This window comes from Pseudooceanicola atlanticus (assembly GCF_000768315.1).
Lineage (GTDB): Bacteria > Pseudomonadota > Alphaproteobacteria > Rhodobacterales > Rhodobacteraceae > Pseudooceanicola > Pseudooceanicola atlanticus.
The window spans coordinates 12,364-30,319 of the sequence record NZ_AQQX01000022.1 but is presented as its reverse complement, the minus strand read 5'-3'; the positions used below and the strand labels follow the sequence as shown (position 1 = coordinate 30,319).

The following is a 17,956-nucleotide window of genomic DNA, read 5'->3' as shown; positions in this document are numbered from 1 at the left end:
GTTGGCGCAGACTCTACATTAAGGTGAGGGATTTCGCGGGGGGCAGGTCACAGCTTTTAAGCGTTTCTTCATGGGAGAATCCCCATTCAAGTCGAGGGCAGGCGAAACTTCATCCGACTATGCGTTTCTTCAGAAATTTCACTCCGCAAAGCTGAACAAACTAACGAACGCCGATAAGAAACTGCTCATCTTGCGTGACCCACTTACGAGAGTGGCCGCAGTGTATCGCAACAAGTTCGTTCAGCGTGATGGGAACAGCGGGATTTTCTCGGACTTTGCCAACAAAACTGGGCGCGATCCAGCAGAAACAAGTTTCAGTGATTTCGTGACGTTGTATCTGTTCAAAGCTAGGCAGAATGACCTCTCCGACTTAGACAAACATCTTTGGCCCCAAGCCTCTCACTTGGCAAAAGTCGATTATGACACCGTTCTCCCGATGGAAAACCTCCATGCCGTGATATCAAACATCATCGGTCAAGAGGTTGCGAATATGTATTTCTTGCAAGTCACAAATTCGTCAATATCAGCCTCGGCGCCCGGTTCGAATACTTGGATGGGTGATATCCCAGCATCGCGCCTGAGAACAGAGTGGGAGCATCGGGGCGCACTTCCAAGGGACGACCAGCTCTTCAATAAAATGCTACATGACCGTCTGAAGGAACTTTACGCTCAGGATCTCCAACTGGTCCGCGAAGTGACTTCTAAACTTGGCTGAAACGCCCTTAAGCACCCTCGACACGTCTCCGAACGAACCCCAGAAATGTGCGATCGGCCGATCTGAGAACAGGACGGCCGCTTGATCTCCAGTAATGCTCCCATTCCGCCGCCAGGGCATGGACATCGGCGCCGGGCACCAGGCGGCGGGCCTCGTCCAGGGCATCGGGGCTGAGATGGGGGCGCTCGGCCTCCACCACGGCAGAGCGGGGGGTGACGCGGATCATGTCGCCCGGTTCTTCGGACAGGTGGTAATCGGGCAGGTGATTGGCGGCGATCATCTCGCGCAGCATGGCGCGGAAGACGCGGCGGGGCGAGGCGGAGCCGGATTTCTTCAGCAGCGTATCGACCGAGGCGCGCCAGGCGGGCTGCTTGCCGCAATGCTTGCGGGCCAGTTCGTAGATGCGCCGTTCCAGCGGCTTGCGCAGGCGGAAGTAATCCCGCGAAAGCGTCAGCACCGATTTCGACAGCACCGCCCGGTAGAGCCATTCCGACAGCACCACCGTCACGCTGGCCATGCGTCCGCCACGGGCCTTGCGGGTGATCTGCCAGGTCTCGATCAGGCCGAAACCGGTGGTGACCTCCTGCCCGCCGGTTTCCATGTTGGTGGTGATCCGGGTGCCGGCCAGCCTCTCGAAGGCCTCGCGCAGGCGGCGATAGGCATCGCCGCTGGTCTCGCGATTGGTCGCCACCAGCAGATCATGGGCGCGCAGGGTGACCTGCCGGGAAATCGCACGGCCCGCATTCAGCGCCGCCATCAGCTGGCTGATGCAATAGATCAGGATGTCCTTGTCGTGGATCGTCGCCAGCCCCTTGACCGAGGGGGTCACCTCGATCCGGGTGCCGTTATGCTCATAGGAGAGGATGCGACGATCCGGCCGGGTCGACAGGGAAAACATCGGGTGCTCCATGGAGCCCATGTCATCCTTCGGCGCGGCATCGAAGATGTCGCAGATGAAGAAATCCGCCGTGGGATGTCGGACAGGCGCAAGCCCTCCGCCCGGCGTGGCGATCGCGCGACGCATGGTCGTCCCTTTGTACTGCCCGGAGCCTCTCCGGTCGTGTCCGGTGGCGCGAAGAATCGCGACCCGTCCATCGTGGTTTCAATGACACCCACCTTAAAGTTATCCACAGTTTCGGTCCAGAGCGGCCTGTCTTTCGTCGTCGGACCGGAGTCGCTTTTTCGGGGGATCGGAGTCGGTTTCATCGTGGTTCCGGAGTCGGGCAGATCGCAAAGACGCGTGAAATGCCCTTGGAAAGAAGGGGTTTTCAGAACCGGGATTGATCCGTAACACAGATTCTAACCCAAACTAACAAGACAAAGGGAGGTCAGCCGTCGCGGATTTCCCTGAATTTGCTGAGAAAACGGCCCCGAAAAGCCCCAAGGCTGCGAGAAATTCTTTCATGTGACGCCTTTTCCGGTATGCTGGGGGAAAATCGTGACATGAGGAGCAGAGCGTGTCAGACCAAGGCCCCCTCCCCCCCTATTTCAGCATCGATCCGGACCAGGCCCTGGCAGAGCTGGGCAACCCGACCGATACGGCGGATTTTGCACGGATCGCCCAGGCCTGTGAACGGGGGCGCGATGACCTGGCGGGCCGGGGGCTCGACCCCGAGGGCAAGCGCAGCCTGAGGCTGTTTTCCACCTGGGAGATCACCCGCTACCTGATCCCCGTCGCCGCGGCCCATTTCCGCAGGGTGCTGCGCCAGAACCCCGACCTGCCCCAGGGGCGGTCCTCGTCCGAGGCGGGAGCGAAGTGGTTCACCTTCGACGAGGTGCTGCGCCTGCGCGCGCATTTCGCAACGGAAGGCAGCCGCACCAAGGAATACCGCCCCTACCGGCCCGAGGGACTGCCCGCGAAGGTGGTCGCCGTGGCAAACTTCAAGGGCGGGGTCGGCAAGACCTCGACCTGTGCGCACCTGGCGATGTCGGCGGCGCTGGACGGCTACAAGGTGCTGGTGGTGGACCTCGACAGCCAGGGCTCGATGACCTCGATCTTCGGCGGCCGCGTGGCAGATGAATGGGGCACGGTCTTTCCCCTGCTCGCCCGGCATCACGTCGAGCACCTGCAGGAGGCGAACCGCGCCCGGATCGACCGGGGCGAGGATCCGCAGCCGCTCGACGATACGCTGTCCGAAGCGCTGAGCCTGTCGGCCGGGGACCTGGTCCAGAAGACCCACTGGCCGAATATCGACCTGATCGGCGCGCAGCTGAACCTCTACTGGGCCGAGTTCCAGATCCCCGTCTGGCGGATGCAGGCCCGCGGCTGGAAGCTGTGGGATGCGCTGAGCGACCGGCTGGAGGCTGACGGGTTGCTGGACGATTACGACCTGATCTTCCTCGATACGCCGCCCGCGCTCGGCTACCTGACGATCAACGGGTTGGCGGCGGCGGATATCCTGCTGGTGCCCCTGGGCGCGTCCTTCCTGGAATTCGACAGCACGGGGCGGTTCTTCGACATGCTGCATTCGACCTTTGCCAGCATCGAAGAGGCCGAGAACATGGCTGCCCGCGCTCTGGGGCGCGAAGGGCTGGCCTTTGAATGGGATGCGGTGCGCGCGGTGATCACCCGCTACGACAGCACCCAGCAGGCCGAGCTGGCGGCCCTGATGCAGGCATATCTGGGCCCCGTCCTGTCCCCGCACCGGCAGGATTTCACCGCGCTGATCGGCCAGGCCGGGGAGCAGGTGAACGGCATCTACGAGGCCGATTACCGGGATTTCAACCGCGAGACCTATGTGCGCGGCCGGCAGACCTTCGACGCCACCTATGCCGCCTTCAAGCGGTTGCTGATCGGCACCTGGCGCCGCGAGGAGCAGGACAATGCTGCCCGGCCCGCCGACGAACCCAGCAGAGAGAGGGTCTGATCCATGGCCAAGCGCAAGAGACTGACCCCGGCCCGCGGCGCCTTTGCCGATCTGCCCGAAACCGTTGAGCCGCAGCCGGAGGGCCCGCGCAATGCCGGCCTGCGGCCGCCGATCGCCCAAGTGGCCGGCGACAGCTCCACCTCTGCCGCCTTCGAGGAACTGGCCCAGACCCTGACCCGCGCGCGAGAGGAAGGCCGCCTGGTCCAGTCCCTGCCGCTGGCCCAGATTGTCGCCGACCACCTGGTGCGCGACCGGATGGAAAGCGGGGCCGAGGACATGGAGGCCCTGAAACAGAGCCTGATATCGCGCGGTCAGCAGACCCCGATCGAGGTCACCGCCCTGCCCCCGGCCTCGGATGGCACGCCGCGTTTCGGCCTGATCTCGGGCTGGCGGCGGCTGCAGGCGCTGCGCCGCCTTTCTGCGGAAACCGGTGAGGCCCGGTTCGACACTGTTCTGGCGCTTTTGCGCCGTCCCGAGGATCAGGCCGAGGCCTATGTGGCGATGGTCGAGGAAAACGAGATCCGCGCCGACCTGTCCTTCTTCGAACGTGCCCGGATCGTCCTGCGCGCGGTCGAGGGCGGTGTCTTTGACAGCGAAAAGCAGGCGTTGCAGAGCCTGTTTTCCGCCGCCTCCTATGCCAAGCGGTCGAAGATCAAGTCCTTCATCCCGATCGTGGCGGCGCTGGACGGGGCGCTGCGCTTTCCCACCCAGCTGACGGAGCGGTCGGGCCTGGCCATCGCCAAGATCCTGGCCGAAACCCCGGGTCTGGGTGCGCAGGCCGCCGCCGCTCTGACGGCCGACCCAGCCCCTACGCCCGAGGCCGAGGCGGAGCGGTTGAGGGCTCTAATCCTTGAGGCTGAAACAGGCTCTGTTTCGCCTGAAAAGCGCGAGGCGAAGCCGGCGCGCCCCAAACCGGCGATCGACCAGATCACCCCTGCCCTGCGGTTGAAATCCGCCCCTGGCCGGATCGAGCTGAGCGGCGCGGATGTCGATCCGCAGCTGGAGGCCGATCTGCGTGCCTGGCTGCAGGATCGGGTGAAATAGAGACTGCAGCGGCAAAACCTTTCGCACGCGAAAGGTTTGCTGTTGCCGGTTTGCGAAAGCATCGTGATGGCGGACTAGGGCGGCGTTAGTCCGGGGCAGGGCAGCCTTCGGGCGTTCATCCCAGCCGGAGCCCCTCATGTCCGATCTTTCCCCCGTTCTCGACCTGCCCCTGCTTGCCCCGTCTCAGGCCCAGAAGCACGTCACCCATAACGAGGCGCTGCTGGCGCTGGAGGCGGTGATCCAGATCGCCCTGGAAGAGGTGCCGGGCGCCACGCCCCCTGCCCTGCCCGATCCCGGGGCTCGCTATGTCGTCGGCACCGGCGCGACCGGGGCCTGGGCGGGACAGGAGGGGACGCTGACCCTGCATGACGGCAGCGTCTGGCGGTTCTACACGCCCCGGGCCGGCTGGCGCGCACAGGTGCCATCCACAGGCCAGGTGCTGATGTTCGATGGCAGCGCCTGGCAGGATGTCACGCCCAGTTTCGATGACCTGGCGGGGATCGGCATCGGGGCAACCGCGGACAGCTATAACCGGCTGATCGTCACCTCGGCGTCGACCCTGCTGACCCATGAGGGCAATGGCCACCAGGTGAAGATCAACAAGGCCGCCACCGGGGACACGGCAAGCCTGCTTTACCAGACGAACTGGTCGGGCCGGGCCGAGGTCGGGCTGAACGGGTCAGATGCCCTGTCGGTCAAGGTGTCCTCGGACGGGTCTGCCTGGACCGAGGCGCTGAGCCTCGACCCCGCCAGCGGCCATGTCACCGGCGCCGCGATCCAGTCCGCGGCCACTGATGTGACGGCGGGCCGCCTGATGCGGGCCGATTACGGCTACGGCCCCGGCAACCTACTGGGCACGGTCAGTCAGACGGGCGGCGTACCGACTGGGGCAGTGATCCAAGAGGGGGCAAACGGCAACGGACGTTATGTGCGCTTCGCTGACGGGACCCAGATCTGTAGCGGTACAAAAACCGCCAGCACCTCTGCTGGTGTTACCTGGACTTTCCCGGCTGTGTTCGGCTCACCGCCGATTGTAACCGCCAATGTGGTGTCTGACATGGATCCAAGGATGGCAACGCTTTCCGGCCTGATCGCTTCCGAGGTGGAACTACATTGCTGGACCAGTGCCGGCACCCGTTCAGGTGATGAGGTACAGGCATTGGCAATTGGACGTTGGTATTGAGCAAGAATTTAGGCCCGGTTACTGCCAAATATTGCACCGTTAGTCGGCGGACCGGGCATAGACGTCCTCATGTCGGGTTATGTCGTCTTCTCCCAGGTAGGAGCCTGTCTGAACCTCAATTAGGACCATCGGCATCTTTCCCGGGTTCTCCAACCTATGTTTGACCCCGAGAGGAACATAGACGGATTCATTTTCGGCCACTATCTGCTCTGTTTCGCCGATTGTAACAAGCGCGGTGCCGGCCACGACGATCCAGTGTTCCGAGCGATGCAGATGGCTTTGCAGGCTTAGGATGCCCCCCGGTTTTACGACAATACGCTTGACCTGAAACCGATCGGCAAGTGCGAGTGTCTCGAAGTGCCCCCAAGGGCGGTGATCCATGGGAAATTCAGTGGCCTGACTGGCCCCAGTGGATTTAAGCAGGGCTACGGCCTGCTTTACGTCTTGGCTACGGCTGCGGTCGGCGACTAGAACTGCATCGGGCGTCGCAACGGCAATGGTGTTGTCCAGCCCGATCCCGACCAGTTCCAGCCCAGGGCTTTCCGACCAGAGCAGGCTGTCGGTGCAATCAATGTGGTGAGCCTGCCCCGATAGGACGACTCCACCTGAATCCGGGGTCCCCTCGCGCAACACGGATTCCCAACTGCCCAGGTCTGACCAGGCACCGGAATAGGGAACGACCCAGAGGTTGTCGGCCTTTTCCATCACAGCGTAATCGACCGATATCTCCTCGGCCCCGGCCCATGCTCCGGCATCAAGATCGAGGAAACCCAGATCCGGCATCGCTGCCGTGACCGCCTCCGATACGGGGTCAATCAATTGCGGGGCGTGCTTTTGCACGGCCGCGATAAAATCTTTCGCGGCGAAAAGAAAGATACCCGCATTCCAGAGATAAGTGCCCTTTTCGAGCATTGCCTCTGCTGTCGCCTGATCAGGCTTTTCGAAAAAACCCGTGAGAGGGCAGGGGGCACCGTCATCCGGGGGGGGACCTGGTAGCTCGAGATAGCCGTAACCGGTTTCCGGATGATCAGGGGTAATGCCGAATGTAACGAGATTTCCCTGTTCGACTGCCGTCAATCCGCGCACCACGGCGTCGCGAAATGCTGGGACATCGGGTACGACGTGATCGCTGGGGCTGACCAGCAGAATAGCGTCCGGGTCCTGAGCCGAAATGAACAATGCCGCGGCCAGGATGGCTGGGGCAGTATTGCGACCCTCAGGTTCCAAAAGGATCGCCCCGGGATCAACACCTGCTTCGTACAATTGCTCTGCGGCAATGAAGCGGAAGTCCCGGGTGGTGATTACATGAGGGCGCTGAAAGCGGTAACTCTCGGCCTCCCCGGTCATGCGCTGGGCCGAGGCCTGAAACAGGGTCTGCCCTTCTGTCATATATGCGAATTGCTTTGGATAGCTCTGCCGCGACAGGGGCCAGAGGCGTGTCCCGCCGCCCCCGCAAAGTAGGACCGGTGTGATTTCCCGCATGGCCGCCCGTCCTTTCGATTATTCTCCCTCAACCTAAGCGCATCCCGCGTCCGAGGCAAAGCCGTTGATCATCGCTCCAGCATGTCGCGGTGATAGCGATGGAGCAGAACGAGCCCGGATACGGCAAGGATGATCGAGACACTGAAGACATAAAGTGGCGAGACATATTTGGCTTCGTATTGCAGATAGAAGGCGCCTCGTAATTCGCCAGTGATGTGTTGAAGTGGATTATACCAAAGGATGTTCTGTGCAATCCTCGGCATAGATTCATACAGAAATATGACGCCGGATAGGAAGAGCAGGGGACGTGTAAGAATACTCCAAGCAGAGCGGTAAAGTGGAAACATCGTGATGGGTACGCTGTTTAGCAACCCCAAGGACACGCCAAAACTGACAACCATGAGAACTGTCATGATTGCTCGATCTATCTCGAAGACAGTACGTGTATCCCAGGCAAGGGTGATTCCAAAGAATACGATTGTTGAGACCAGCATGTTCGTCAGAACTGCCAAGAGTATTCGGGCAGCGATTGCGTCGAAATAGGTTACTCTCGGATAAGCAAGAAGGGATCTGGAATAGTTGATTGCTCCAGCCGCATTGTTACTCAGTTGTAGTGTCATTTGATAGGGCAACATCCCCGTCGCGAAGAAGATTGGAAAATTCGTGCCAAGTCGTGGGGTACGAAAGCCGAGCGAGAAGATATAGGAAATGAACGCAATCCCAAGAACCGGCTCCAGAATCGCCCAGATGTAGCCGCCTGGGGACCGCCCGTAGGTCGCGGTCATCTCTCGAAGCATCAGAGCCATAATCACCCGGACGCTCAGTAAGCGAGGACGCGCACTGATCCGACGGAGGGGCTTGTCCGGGGATGTGGATGTCATGAGGAAAGCTCCGCATGGAGATGGGGTGAATGACTTAGTTCAGGAAAATTCCAGGTTGCGGGTAGATCATCGCCGAAGCGGGATCGAGATGCTGTGTATTGCGGCTCCAGCAGTTGGCGCAGGCCGTTCCGAATTTCGTTGGGCATTTCTGGCTCAGGGGCATCAGGTAAAGGAAGCATGGAAATCTCCGGCACGTTGGGGACGTCCAGGAAGTCGCTCAACGCGCGGAGACTATCTCTCCCAGTCATGTTTTCATGGAAGAGCCAGAATTGTCGGGCTGCGGGTACGGCGTCATCCAAAGCGGTGAAGAGACGGGCATAGTCGGCCGCAGGATAAGCCGAGAGGCCGTCGGGGGCATCAATAAGACTCTGTGCAGCCTGAATACAGGCCATTTCGTTGCGATTTTTGCCTGGAAGGTTCTCCCAAATCTGAGCCCAGAGACGGGCCGCGGGGTCGCGTAGGACGCAGACAAACCAAGCCTGGCCGATCATTGCCATCTCTCGGAAGGCATCTTCGCTGAGCAAGGCGTATTCGGGTGTGAAATCGCAGACGATCGGTTGGGTCTTCCGCTCGGCCATGAGGTAGTCGAGATACGCCTTGTGACGATCAGGTCCGTCGTCCGGAGCAGAATGGATGCTGAGCAGGGAACTGACATCTCCCAATAGTCGGAGCGTGTTGCGCTGGGCCTCTCCCTTTTCACCCTGCAGACGCGTCGCAAGCTGTTCGGTGGTTTTGAAGCGGCGTTCCGGAATGACCGGAAGCAGCCCGGCCCTCGTGTCGAAATAATGCAGTTCCCGGGTGCGGGAAAAGTGACAGGGGCGGTGACGACGCAAGCAATCCCCCAGCCAGTCGATCCGCGTCTGAGGCAGGCCTATCCCGAAGAGCATGCGAGCATCATAAGGGAAAGAAATGCGCTCGCCGATCGCAGCGCCGTTTACGGCCCGCGACATCCCTTCTTCAAGCATCCGGTTGTAGCGTTCAATCGCCTCCTCGATGTCGGTGTAGTAGTGGAGATCGCCATCTTCGAGGAAGGCACCGGCCGTACAAAGTTCGCGGATAGTTCCAGGAGAGTGGGTCACAAAAACAGCGCCAGAGGTTCTCATTCGATCCAGAAAGATGTCGCGACTTTTCTTTTTGAAACTTGCATCACCAACAGCGGTTATTTCATCAATCAGGTATGTCTCAAATTTCAGCCCCATATTGATGCCGAAACTGATCCGTCCCTTCATACCAGAAGAATAGCTACGCACGGGCAGGTGGAAATGTTCGCCGAGCTCCGCGAATTCTTCTACGTAGTCCAAAAGTGCGTCGGTATCTGCTCCGTAGATCCGGGCCACGAAACGGGTATTCTGGGCCCCCGTCAGATCCGGGTGAAGGGAGGAGGCGAGCCCGACAGGAAAGGAGACGCTGCCCGTGGACAGGACCTCACCGGATGTTGGGTGGGTTGTACCGGCAATCAGCTTGAGCAGGGTCGATTTTCCGGCTCCGTTGCGCCCCATGAGGCCCACGGATACCCCGGTGGGAAAGGTGACGTTGATATTATTCGCCACCACCTTCTTGTGGCCATAGAGAGAGAAGACCTTGGTGAGGTTCTTCAGCACGATCATGGCGGGCCTCAGCGGCGGTCGCGCAGCGCATAGGCTGCCAGCACCAGGATCGCCCAGGAGAGGAAGCTGAAAAGCACTGTCAGCGCCAGTATCGTCAGCCGCATCGGGCGTTCGGCGGATTCCGCCAAGGTCGGGCGCACGTGGGCCGCCAGGTATCGGCTTTGCCGGCGTGCTTCGGCCACGGAGGCGTCATAGGCGGCCCGGGCCGCAGTATAGGCTTGCTCTGCAAATTCGCGCTCAACGCTCAGTCGCTCGAATTCCCCGACAAGATCGGCAAAGGCTTCGGTCCGGCCGGTAGCGGCCTCGCCACCGGAGAAGCCGAGCTTCTCGCGTTCTTCAGCAATGCGGGTCTGGATCACCTGGATCTTACGTTCGAACTGGGTGATTCGAGGGTCTGAATCAGGGGACGTCTGGCGCTGGATGTCGAGATCGATCAGCGCTTGGGCCAGTTGCATCTGCAATGAAGACAAAAGCCCCATCTGGCTCTGGACAGAGGCTGAGGGGTCCACGATCTGTGTTTCGTTTCGAAAGCGCGTCAGCGCTTCGCGTGCATTCTTCAGGCGTTCTTCCGCTTCATCCAGTTCTTCTCTGGCATACCGGGTCGCGTCTTCCCGGGCGATGGCGGAGAGCCGGTTGATCATCTCGGAGCTCTGATCGTAGATGAAGCGGGCGATGCGCTGAGCATCTTCTGCTGTGAAGGCTTGGACGTGGAGTTCCAGAAGGCCGGTTTCATCATCATAGACTTTAACCATGTTGCCCCAGTAATCGACCAGGTCTTCGATCGTACCAGGGGGCTGGTAGACGAAGATCGGGTCGACATCCGGATTGCCCTTGGTCCAGAGCGCCCGCAGATCAAGCGCGCGGTTTGCATCCTCCACCAGTTCCTGGCTCTGGATAAAACTGTAAAGGATCGCAGTATCGTTGGTCGATGAGCCTGAGAGCTCGGCAATCCCGCCCAGCATCTCGATGGCTGAGCCGAGTTCCTCGGTCCGCACCGAGAACCCGACGCGCGAAATGTAGCGATCCGCGGCCCGGGTCCACAAGTACCAACCCGCGAGGATCGTCGGTAGGATCACGAGAACGACAAAGCTGGCGGCGACCATCACATGGCGGGGACGTATCCGTGCCCTGGGGACTGCGGAAAGGCTGGGAGCGGCCGTTTGTGTCATTGGAAGTGCCTGCTGTTGCGCGAATGTTTTTCGGCGCGATTGATCAATATCCTACTCCTACCTATACCAGACCGGGTTGGCCAGCGAGGCGAGAGAAAAGTGTATTCCGCACCCCCGGCACCTCACGTTCGTATTCTGATGGGCACGTTTCAGGGCGCGGGCTACCTGTCCGGCCAATTGTCGTCCTTCCTGGCGCAGGACCATGACAACTGGTCCCTGGTTGTCTCTGATGACGGGTCGACCGATGCCACGCCGGATGTCGTGCGTGAATTCGCCCGGGCGCATCCCAATCGGGATATCCGCCTGGTGCAAGGGCCGGGGCAGGGGGCCTCGGCGAATTATCTCTCGCTTCTGGCGCAGGATGCGCTCTGGCGGGACCTGCCCGACGACGGATGTATCGCCTTTTCGGACCAGGACGATGTCTGGATGGCCGAGCGCCTGGCTCGCGCGATCGAGGCGCTGGGGCAGGGGGCCGATATATATGCCAGCCGTACCCTTCTGACCGATGCAGACCTGATCCCACGCGGCGCCTCTCGCCAGCATCCCTATCCCCCGGCTTTCGGCAACGCGCTGGTCCAGAACGTTTTGGCCGGCAACACGCTGGTCCTTGGCCCTGTGGCCGGGGCGCTGCTGCGTCGGACAGCGGCCCGCGCGCTGAACGCCGGGGTGCCACATCATGATTGGTGGGTCTACCTTCTGGGCACCGGAGCGGGGCTGCATATCGTCAACGACTCCCGCCCGGGGCTCTATTACCGTCAGCATGGGGGGAACCTACTCGGCGCGAACCGCGGGTTGGGCAAGGCGTGGAGCCGCTTCGCAATGATCTGGGAGGGGCATTTTGGGGATTGGATCGCTCATAACCTGTCGGCCTTGCAGGCAGTTGATGAAGAACTGACCCCGGAAAATCGTGCCTGCCTGTCGGCATTCCAAGCTTGGCTGGAGGGAGAAAGGCGGGGTCTTCTGGGAGGAGGGCTTGACCGGACGGGGGCCTGGCGGCAATCCAAAGCGGGCCAGATCATGCTGCGCGCCGCCGCGAGCGCCGGAAGGCTGTGATCGGCTTATAGGAGAAATTTCCCCGAAACGGTGTCACATTTCGGTGTAAGGATGCGGAACCTTCCTGAACACGTCCAGCACGGTTTGGGTCAGGTTAGCGTCCGGATCATAGGGCAGGGGGATCCCGTTCGGCGCAGCCCGCACCGCGTCGCCTTGTGCGCCGATATCAAACGCCATGACCGGCAAGCCAGTTGCAAGCGCCTCGTGCGTGGTAAATGAAAACGTCTCGGGCCAGATCGAAGGGATCAGCCAATGCGTGATCCCGTAATGTCGCGCCAGGTCGGGGATATCGGCAGGCTTGTAGTCACCATGGACCCGGCATTTCCTTGGCAGGGCATAGGAGGGGTCGATATTGCCGATCAGTGCGATGGAAAACCCACGCTGTTCTTCCCGGATCTCGGCCAAAGCGCGAACCAGAGATGCGCCTTTATGTGGTGCGATATTGCCGAGAATGCCGAGAGTGGAAGGGCCTGCTTTTGGGCGGAACGCGCGTATATTTTCCGCTCGGCGATGAGGAGACAGCACAATGCGGTCTGCTAGATGTGGCCAGACAGCGGCGACAATTTTCGCCGAGGCAGAGGAAAATACGCGGATCACTTCGGACCGGTCCGCTAGTTCGCCCCAGGCGGATTGCCAATCTGAGAGCGAAACTTTTTGGCCGCCGGTTCGTCGGGCGATATGGGCTTCCATCACTGACTGAGGGGATGCGGCGATGGTCTCAGGGGTGATCGGCCCGTGATAAGCTCCGTCCGAGCCGAGCAGCGTAAAGCTGGGAGAAATGGGGAAATAGTCGTGGAACAGAAGCTCCAGGCTACTATTGGCACCGCTTGCTAGGGTAAGAAGAATATTTGGCAGCGAGACCGGATCTGCATCGCCCACGCCGCAGGAGTAAATCACATGACGGCGATCCAGCGGTGCGAGAAGACGAAACACGACGTCCAGATCATCCGTATAACCACCAATAGTTCCCATCGGGCCTGTTACCTCGAGCTGCCATCTAGCAGCACCACCCACGCGAAGTACGACAGACGGACGGCCAGAGCTAGCATCTGCTGACAGCCGAGCTGAAAGCCAGTGATCTGCGCCTCCTCCCAACGAGTGGGCCAAGTAGACAGGTACTTTGCCTTCACCAGCAACCCCCGCCGCCCAGGCAATGGCAAGTAGTAATCGTGGCGCACGCAAGGGATCGGAGAAAATGAACTCCTGAACCTCATCGCTATAACGAGGATATCTCTGGATGATGTGAAGGTTATTCTGCTGAATCAGTTTTTGCTTTTCAGCACTACCGAAGCTTTGCCCGCCTTGATGCTCAACAAAAAGCTGAGCCGTACCAATGTGGCGCCCGCCGAGCGCTCGTGTCCTCTGGCACCAATCCACTTCTTCCCCGTAGCCACGGCCGAAGATCGTATCGAAAGCGGGAACTTGATCTAGAAAGCGTCGTGACAAGGCCATGCAGAAGCCTACGCCAGTCGGTGCCGAAACGCTTGCCGTCGCAGGGAGAGTGCTGGCAGCCCGGTCCAAATCATCAGCTAAACCTGCAGGTAGCGTTGTCGGGGCACAAATGACGGGGACAGAGAAGATCTCGGCATCGTTCGACATTGGCGTGACGCTCGCGACATCATTGTCTGTAAGCGGCGCGAGAAGTCGATTATCCCAACCATAAGGGACTAGCGCATCGGAATTCAATAGAACAACCGGCTGATCCGCAAACCTTTCATTCGCAAGAACAAAGGCAAGACCGGCGTTCACGGTGGCAACGAAACCTTCGTTCGCCGTCTGCTCCAAAACATGAACTTGCCGTGGATAAAGTTGTGCGAAGTCACGCAGAAAAGGAAGGATGAGCGGATCGCTAGAACAATCATCTACGACAACAAGCGTCCAGTTTCCAGTCGTATTTGTCGCAACTCTGTCCATGCACTGCCGCACCAATTTGAAATTATTGTAGACAGGCAATAAAATTACAAAGTTAAATATCTTAGAGCCAGATTCTAAAGAGGGTGTTAATTGTAAAGGGTCAATCGGACCGAACACCTTACCCTCTTCAAGTCCGAGGGTTCTCTTTATTTTGGCTTTGCTGTTTTCGTCCTTCCTCACAAACCAAGAAAATATACTAGGCGCCATGATAAAAGCTACCATAAGCAGTTTTAGATTTAGCCAAATCTTCTCAGCGCGAATACCGCTCGGACGTATTGAAAAATCCTTGCCGTTGGGCAAAGTCAAAAGTGCTTCTGACAACTCCTCCAAAGGCCAAAAAATATGAAAATGAAAAGAGGATTCTTCCTTATGAACATTAACCGAATGGCTTGCGTTTCCATGGACAAGTGAAACAGTACCCGCAGTTGTTACACCGCTAAGGGTCAAATAGCGCCCATGCCATGAGCCAGTTAGAGAACAGTTGTTCGGGATGTCGACATGACGTAGCTCAAATGTAGAGCGGGCAAGTTGCGTAGAAATATAGCGGCGCCTCACAAAGAAGATACTCCGCAGGAAGCTTGTCAAAGAACGCAAAGTTTGAAGTGAGGGCCAAAGCATCCTTTGAGCAGAATGCTATCCGGCAGCTTCTATGACAGAGGCATCAAGTGCTTTGTAGTTTATCTTTCCACTGTCAGTTCTGACGAACTCTTCCACAAAGTAAGCTTTGAAGGCCGTCTTGGGAAGTCCGGTTGTTTCAGCAAGAAACTTAGTGACATCCTTCAGGATGTCGGCGTTAGTTACAAAAACCGCCATCTTCTTATCAGTCCCAGAACAGGCGCAGTCAGTTCCAAAACGATCGGCAACCAGTCTCTCACTTGCATCAAGGCTAACTCGATGGCCGAACAGTTTCAGGAACCGCGACATTCTGCCTACAACAAAAAAGTCACCATCTTTGTCGCGATAGGCTACGTCCCCGGTGCGATACTCCCCTTCAAAAGTATCCCCGAGGATCAGATCCTCTTTCTTGCGAGCGTAGCCTAAGGTGACATTATCACCACGATAGATGAGCTCCCCTTCGACATCAGGGGCTTCAATTTCAGAGCCGTCAGGGCCTACTAGGAAAAGGTCTCCTCCTGGGAACGGTTTACCGATACTCCCCGTTTTTAGAATCGCCTTTTCTGGTGAAAGGTAAGACATACGGGCGGAGGTTTCGGTCGCGCCGTAAGTTGAAAAAAATTTACGCCCAGTTTCTACCGCATTTGCGGCAAGTTTTTTAAAATTCTCTTCGGGCATTTTTCCGCCGCCGGAGGCCAATATCTTAAGGTGCGCCGCTTCAATTTTTAGAAGCTTCATTTTTATCAGTATTTCGTAACTATAAGGGACTCCAGTAAAGCTTGTCGGTTCATGGTCTTTAAAAAACTGCCAGAATTCTTTTGACATTAAGCTGCTATTGGAAAGCAATACTGTTGATCCGGCGTAAAGCAGGCTATTGATCGCATTAAGACCCATTGTGTAATGCATGGGCAGTTGGCAGAGGCCTCGCTCACTACGCGTCAATCCAAAAGTTGTGGCAACAACTCTGGCGTTATGTTCAAGGTTCCCGTATTTATGTCGAACCAGCTTCGGGCTACCGGTGGACCCACTAGTTGTCAAAAGGAAAGACAACTGATCAGACATATGTGGACTGGAATCGGAAAGACGAACTAATTTATATCCAAAAGCAGAGACAATTGGCTCTTTTTCACAATATGCATCGGGACACCAGAGAAACTCTGGAGAATAAGTCGTGATCAGATTTTCTAGTAGGGTGTCATCAGTCGAAACGTCAAGAAGTAACGGTACTAAACCACTTTCATATAAAGCCAAATATCCGGCCAAAGAACCACAATCATTCGCGCACAAGCAAAACACCAAAGCACGAGATGGGACTGTAGCACCAAATTCGTCAAGCAGTACACTCAGCGAGCCATAGGTGATTACGCCACCCTTGTCATCCAAGGCTGCGATTTTTTCAGGGCTATCTCTGTTGCTAGGTAAAAAACTCAAAAATTCACTCCATATTTTTTTAGCACCTCCATCCCTGATTGAAAGGAAACAATTTCCATAACGTCTTCTGGCTCGAATTCAATATCGAATTCGTCTTCAAGAGCAGCAATTAGGTTCATGTGGTGAAGAGAGTCCCAAGTGTCAAGTGTATCCGGAGTAGCGCTGTCTAGCTCGTCTTCTTCTATTTCAAAAATCTCGCAGAACAGATCCCTATATGTTTGAAGCATAATCCAACTCTCCTGTTTCGTGTTACGAATGACCCATGTTAGCACAAGTCGGGGGTCAAGAACTGGTGAAGTCCGTGCCCCTGCCGCCGGTAACGGGAATCGTCTCGCCGGTCATATAGCTTGACATGTCACTGGCCAAGAACAGAATAACTTCGGCGACTTCTGCCGACGTGCCAAATCTACCTAGTGCGTTGTTAATACTGGTTTTTCTCTCTTTTAGTTCTTCCATCATACGCTCTGATCCAATTTGTCCGGGAGCTACAGCATTGACGCGAACCCCCGAACTCGCCAGTTCTAGGGCGAGTGTTTCTGTAGCTGTCTTTAGAGCGGATTTTGCTGATGAGTAGGCTAGGCGCCCAGGTGCCGGCTGCAAGCCCCGTAGAGAAGAAATATTCACGATGCTGGATGCCTTTCCACGCATCATACGTTTCGCCAGCTTTTGAGTGAATAGGAGTGGGCCAAAAAAATCTACCGCAAACAAATGTTCAATGTTATCTATGCTTGCTTTCATAAATAGTTCTGTTTGGTTTATGGCGGCATTGTTTACTAGAATATCTACAGGACGCTTGGCGCTCAGTATTTCTTTTGCCCCTGCTTCAATTTGAGATTTATCGGCAAAGTCGAAGAAAACGGTTTCGATCCAGATACCGTATCTATGGGATATATTCTTCATGTCCGATTCAAATGCTGCATCTGGTTGCCTTGCACAAGCCCAAATATTAGCTCCAAATTCAGCAAATTTCTCCACTGTCGCCCGACCGATGCCGGTTCGAGCGCCCGTAACAACCGCATTTTTTCCTTGAAGCATTGACTGTTCCTTTTTTTGCTAGAAAGAAGATACACGAAAATACTCAAACATAAAGCTTCTTGGGCTTAAATAAATTCAAGCAGGTGTTTTGAAGTGATTGGCCCGGGCAGCCAGTGACTCAATCTTCCATTCTCGATTTGGTGCTTAATCTTTTCAATAAACACCTCTATCCGGTCGTTGGCGGACAAATCGAAATCTAGAAAGTCGTAATTCCACCATTTTATGTCGAGGAGTTCGTCAACTATTTGCTTGTCAAAGCGGTACTTGATGACTTTCGCAGGAACGCCGCCCACGACAGCGTAGGGAGGTACATTCTTTGTGACTACAGAGCCGGTAGCTATACAAGCTCCGTCACCAATTTCGATACCTGGTCTCAAAGCTACATGGCTTCCAATCCAAACATCGTTTCCAATAATCACTGGCGGACTGGTATTTTGACTCATTCGAGACAACTTTATAGATTTCGAGCGTTCTTTTGTACGTTGCTTTACGATGTAACCTTCGCGGCGGAACGAGGGCATTGCGTACAAATAGGTACTAGTTGAGAACTTTTGCAGATCATGATCTGCCTGAAAAATACGAACATTGTCTGCAATCGAGCAATACCTTCCTATCTTGACGTTTTGTAGATTGGACCGACCAGAATCACCGCCCAGGCAGGACCTAGAATAACTGTATACTCCCATGTCAAATAGAGTTGCCCCGCCATACTGAAAAGTAGTGTAAGGAAATAATTCGACATTCTTGCTAAAGCTTATAGTTTCGCCAATTTGAATTGACGAATCTTTCGTGAGTTCCGAGTTTAGTATTAGAATACGGTTCTCTTCCAGGAAATCCAAAAGAGCGCTCGAGACACTTATGTGATGTAGCATTATTTCCTCCTGTCCGACCAGAAAAAACTCTTCAGTGAACGAGCCATGGTTAATTCATCTAGTATGAGGAGCTGCTTCGGAGAGAGAT

Annotated in this window: 15 protein-coding genes; 5 read left to right on the top strand and 10 right to left on the bottom strand. The window is 56.8% G+C overall.

Features of this window, described 5'->3' with window-relative positions:
- The first annotated feature begins 70 nt into the window (after positions 1 to 70).
- Positions 71 to 715, top strand: a complete 645-nt coding sequence (locus tag ATO9_RS21750) for a sulfotransferase family 2 domain-containing protein (RefSeq protein WP_043754519.1) — start codon at positions 71 to 73, stop codon at positions 713 to 715.
- A 7-nt stretch (positions 716 to 722) separates the two neighbouring features.
- On the opposite strand, the gene ATO9_RS21745 is transcribed toward ATO9_RS21750, so the two are convergent.
- Entirely contained in the window at positions 723 to 1,739 is a 1,017-nt protein-coding gene (locus ATO9_RS21745) for a replication initiator protein A (RefSeq protein WP_043754516.1), read from the bottom strand.
- Positions 1,740 to 2,172: 433 nt separating this feature from the next.
- On the opposite strand from ATO9_RS21745, the gene ATO9_RS21740 reads away from it, so the two are divergent.
- From ATO9_RS21740 to ATO9_RS21730, 3 genes are all read left to right on the top strand, one after another.
- A complete protein-coding gene (locus ATO9_RS21740) occupies positions 2,173 to 3,582 on the top strand; it encodes an AAA family ATPase (protein WP_043754513.1) in 1,410 nt (469 codons plus the stop codon).
- Positions 3,583 to 3,585: 3 nt separating this feature from the next.
- Positions 3,586 to 4,626 (top strand): ParB/RepB/Spo0J family partition protein, encoded by a 1,041-nt coding sequence (locus ATO9_RS21735; RefSeq protein ID WP_043754511.1) that lies wholly within the window; start codon positions 3,586 to 3,588, stop codon positions 4,624 to 4,626.
- 136 nt (positions 4,627 to 4,762) lie between these two features.
- A complete protein-coding gene (locus ATO9_RS21730) occupies positions 4,763 to 5,809 on the top strand; it encodes a DUF2793 domain-containing protein (RefSeq protein WP_043754508.1) in 1,047 nt (348 codons plus the stop codon).
- 39 nt (positions 5,810 to 5,848) lie between these two features.
- On the opposite strand, the gene ATO9_RS21725 is transcribed toward ATO9_RS21730, so the two are convergent.
- From ATO9_RS21725 to ATO9_RS21710, 4 genes are all read right to left on the bottom strand, one after another.
- Positions 5,849 to 7,291, bottom strand: coding sequence for a mannose-1-phosphate guanylyltransferase/mannose-6-phosphate isomerase (locus ATO9_RS21725; protein WP_043754507.1), 1,443 nt, complete (start codon positions 7,289 to 7,291; stop codon positions 5,849 to 5,851).
- A gap of 68 nt (positions 7,292 to 7,359) precedes the next feature.
- Entirely contained in the window at positions 7,360 to 8,172 is an 813-nt protein-coding gene (locus tag ATO9_RS21720) for an ABC transporter permease (RefSeq protein WP_081979716.1), read from the bottom strand.
- Positions 8,169 to 9,779, bottom strand: a complete 1,611-nt coding sequence (locus tag ATO9_RS25010) for an ATP-binding cassette domain-containing protein (protein WP_081979715.1) — start codon at positions 9,777 to 9,779, stop codon at positions 8,169 to 8,171. The genes ATO9_RS21720 and ATO9_RS25010 overlap by 4 nt, the downstream gene beginning before the upstream one ends.
- 8 nt (positions 9,780 to 9,787) lie before the next feature.
- A complete protein-coding gene (locus tag ATO9_RS21710; protein ID WP_238318843.1) occupies positions 9,788 to 10,882 on the bottom strand; it encodes a KpsE/RkpR family capsule polysaccharide export protein in 1,095 nt (364 codons plus the stop codon).
- A gap of 165 nt (positions 10,883 to 11,047) precedes the next feature.
- Here ATO9_RS21710 and ATO9_RS21705 point away from each other — a divergent pair, with 165 nt between their 5' ends.
- Positions 11,048 to 12,001 carry a glycosyltransferase gene (locus ATO9_RS21705; protein ID WP_043754502.1) on the top strand — a complete coding sequence of 318 codons (954 nt, stop codon included), beginning with the start codon at positions 11,048 to 11,050 and terminating at the stop codon, positions 11,999 to 12,001.
- A 33-nt stretch (positions 12,002 to 12,034) separates the two neighbouring features.
- On the opposite strand, the gene ATO9_RS24065 is transcribed toward ATO9_RS21705, so the two are convergent.
- From ATO9_RS24065 to ATO9_RS24055, 5 genes are all read right to left on the bottom strand, one after another.
- Positions 12,035 to 14,470, bottom strand: coding sequence for a glycosyltransferase family 2 protein (locus ATO9_RS24065; protein WP_162183089.1), 2,436 nt, complete (start codon positions 14,468 to 14,470; stop codon positions 12,035 to 12,037).
- A gap of 78 nt (positions 14,471 to 14,548) precedes the next feature.
- Positions 14,549 to 15,961, bottom strand: a complete 1,413-nt coding sequence (locus tag ATO9_RS21695; RefSeq protein ID WP_043754500.1) for an AMP-binding protein — start codon at positions 15,959 to 15,961, stop codon at positions 14,549 to 14,551.
- The gene (locus ATO9_RS21690; protein ID WP_043754499.1) at positions 15,958 to 16,188 is read right to left on the bottom strand and encodes an acyl carrier protein; all 231 of its coding nucleotides are present in this window, start codon (positions 16,186 to 16,188) and stop codon (positions 15,958 to 15,960) included. The genes ATO9_RS21695 and ATO9_RS21690 overlap by 4 nt, the downstream gene beginning before the upstream one ends.
- Positions 16,189 to 16,243: 55 nt before the next feature.
- A complete protein-coding gene (locus ATO9_RS24060; RefSeq protein WP_081979713.1) occupies positions 16,244 to 16,996 on the bottom strand; it encodes an SDR family NAD(P)-dependent oxidoreductase in 753 nt (250 codons plus the stop codon).
- Between the two features lie 65 nt (positions 16,997 to 17,061).
- Positions 17,062 to 17,868, bottom strand: a complete 807-nt coding sequence (locus ATO9_RS24055) for a CatB-related O-acetyltransferase (protein ID WP_081979712.1) — start codon at positions 17,866 to 17,868, stop codon at positions 17,062 to 17,064.
- Between the last annotated feature and the right edge of the window lie 88 nt (positions 17,869 to 17,956).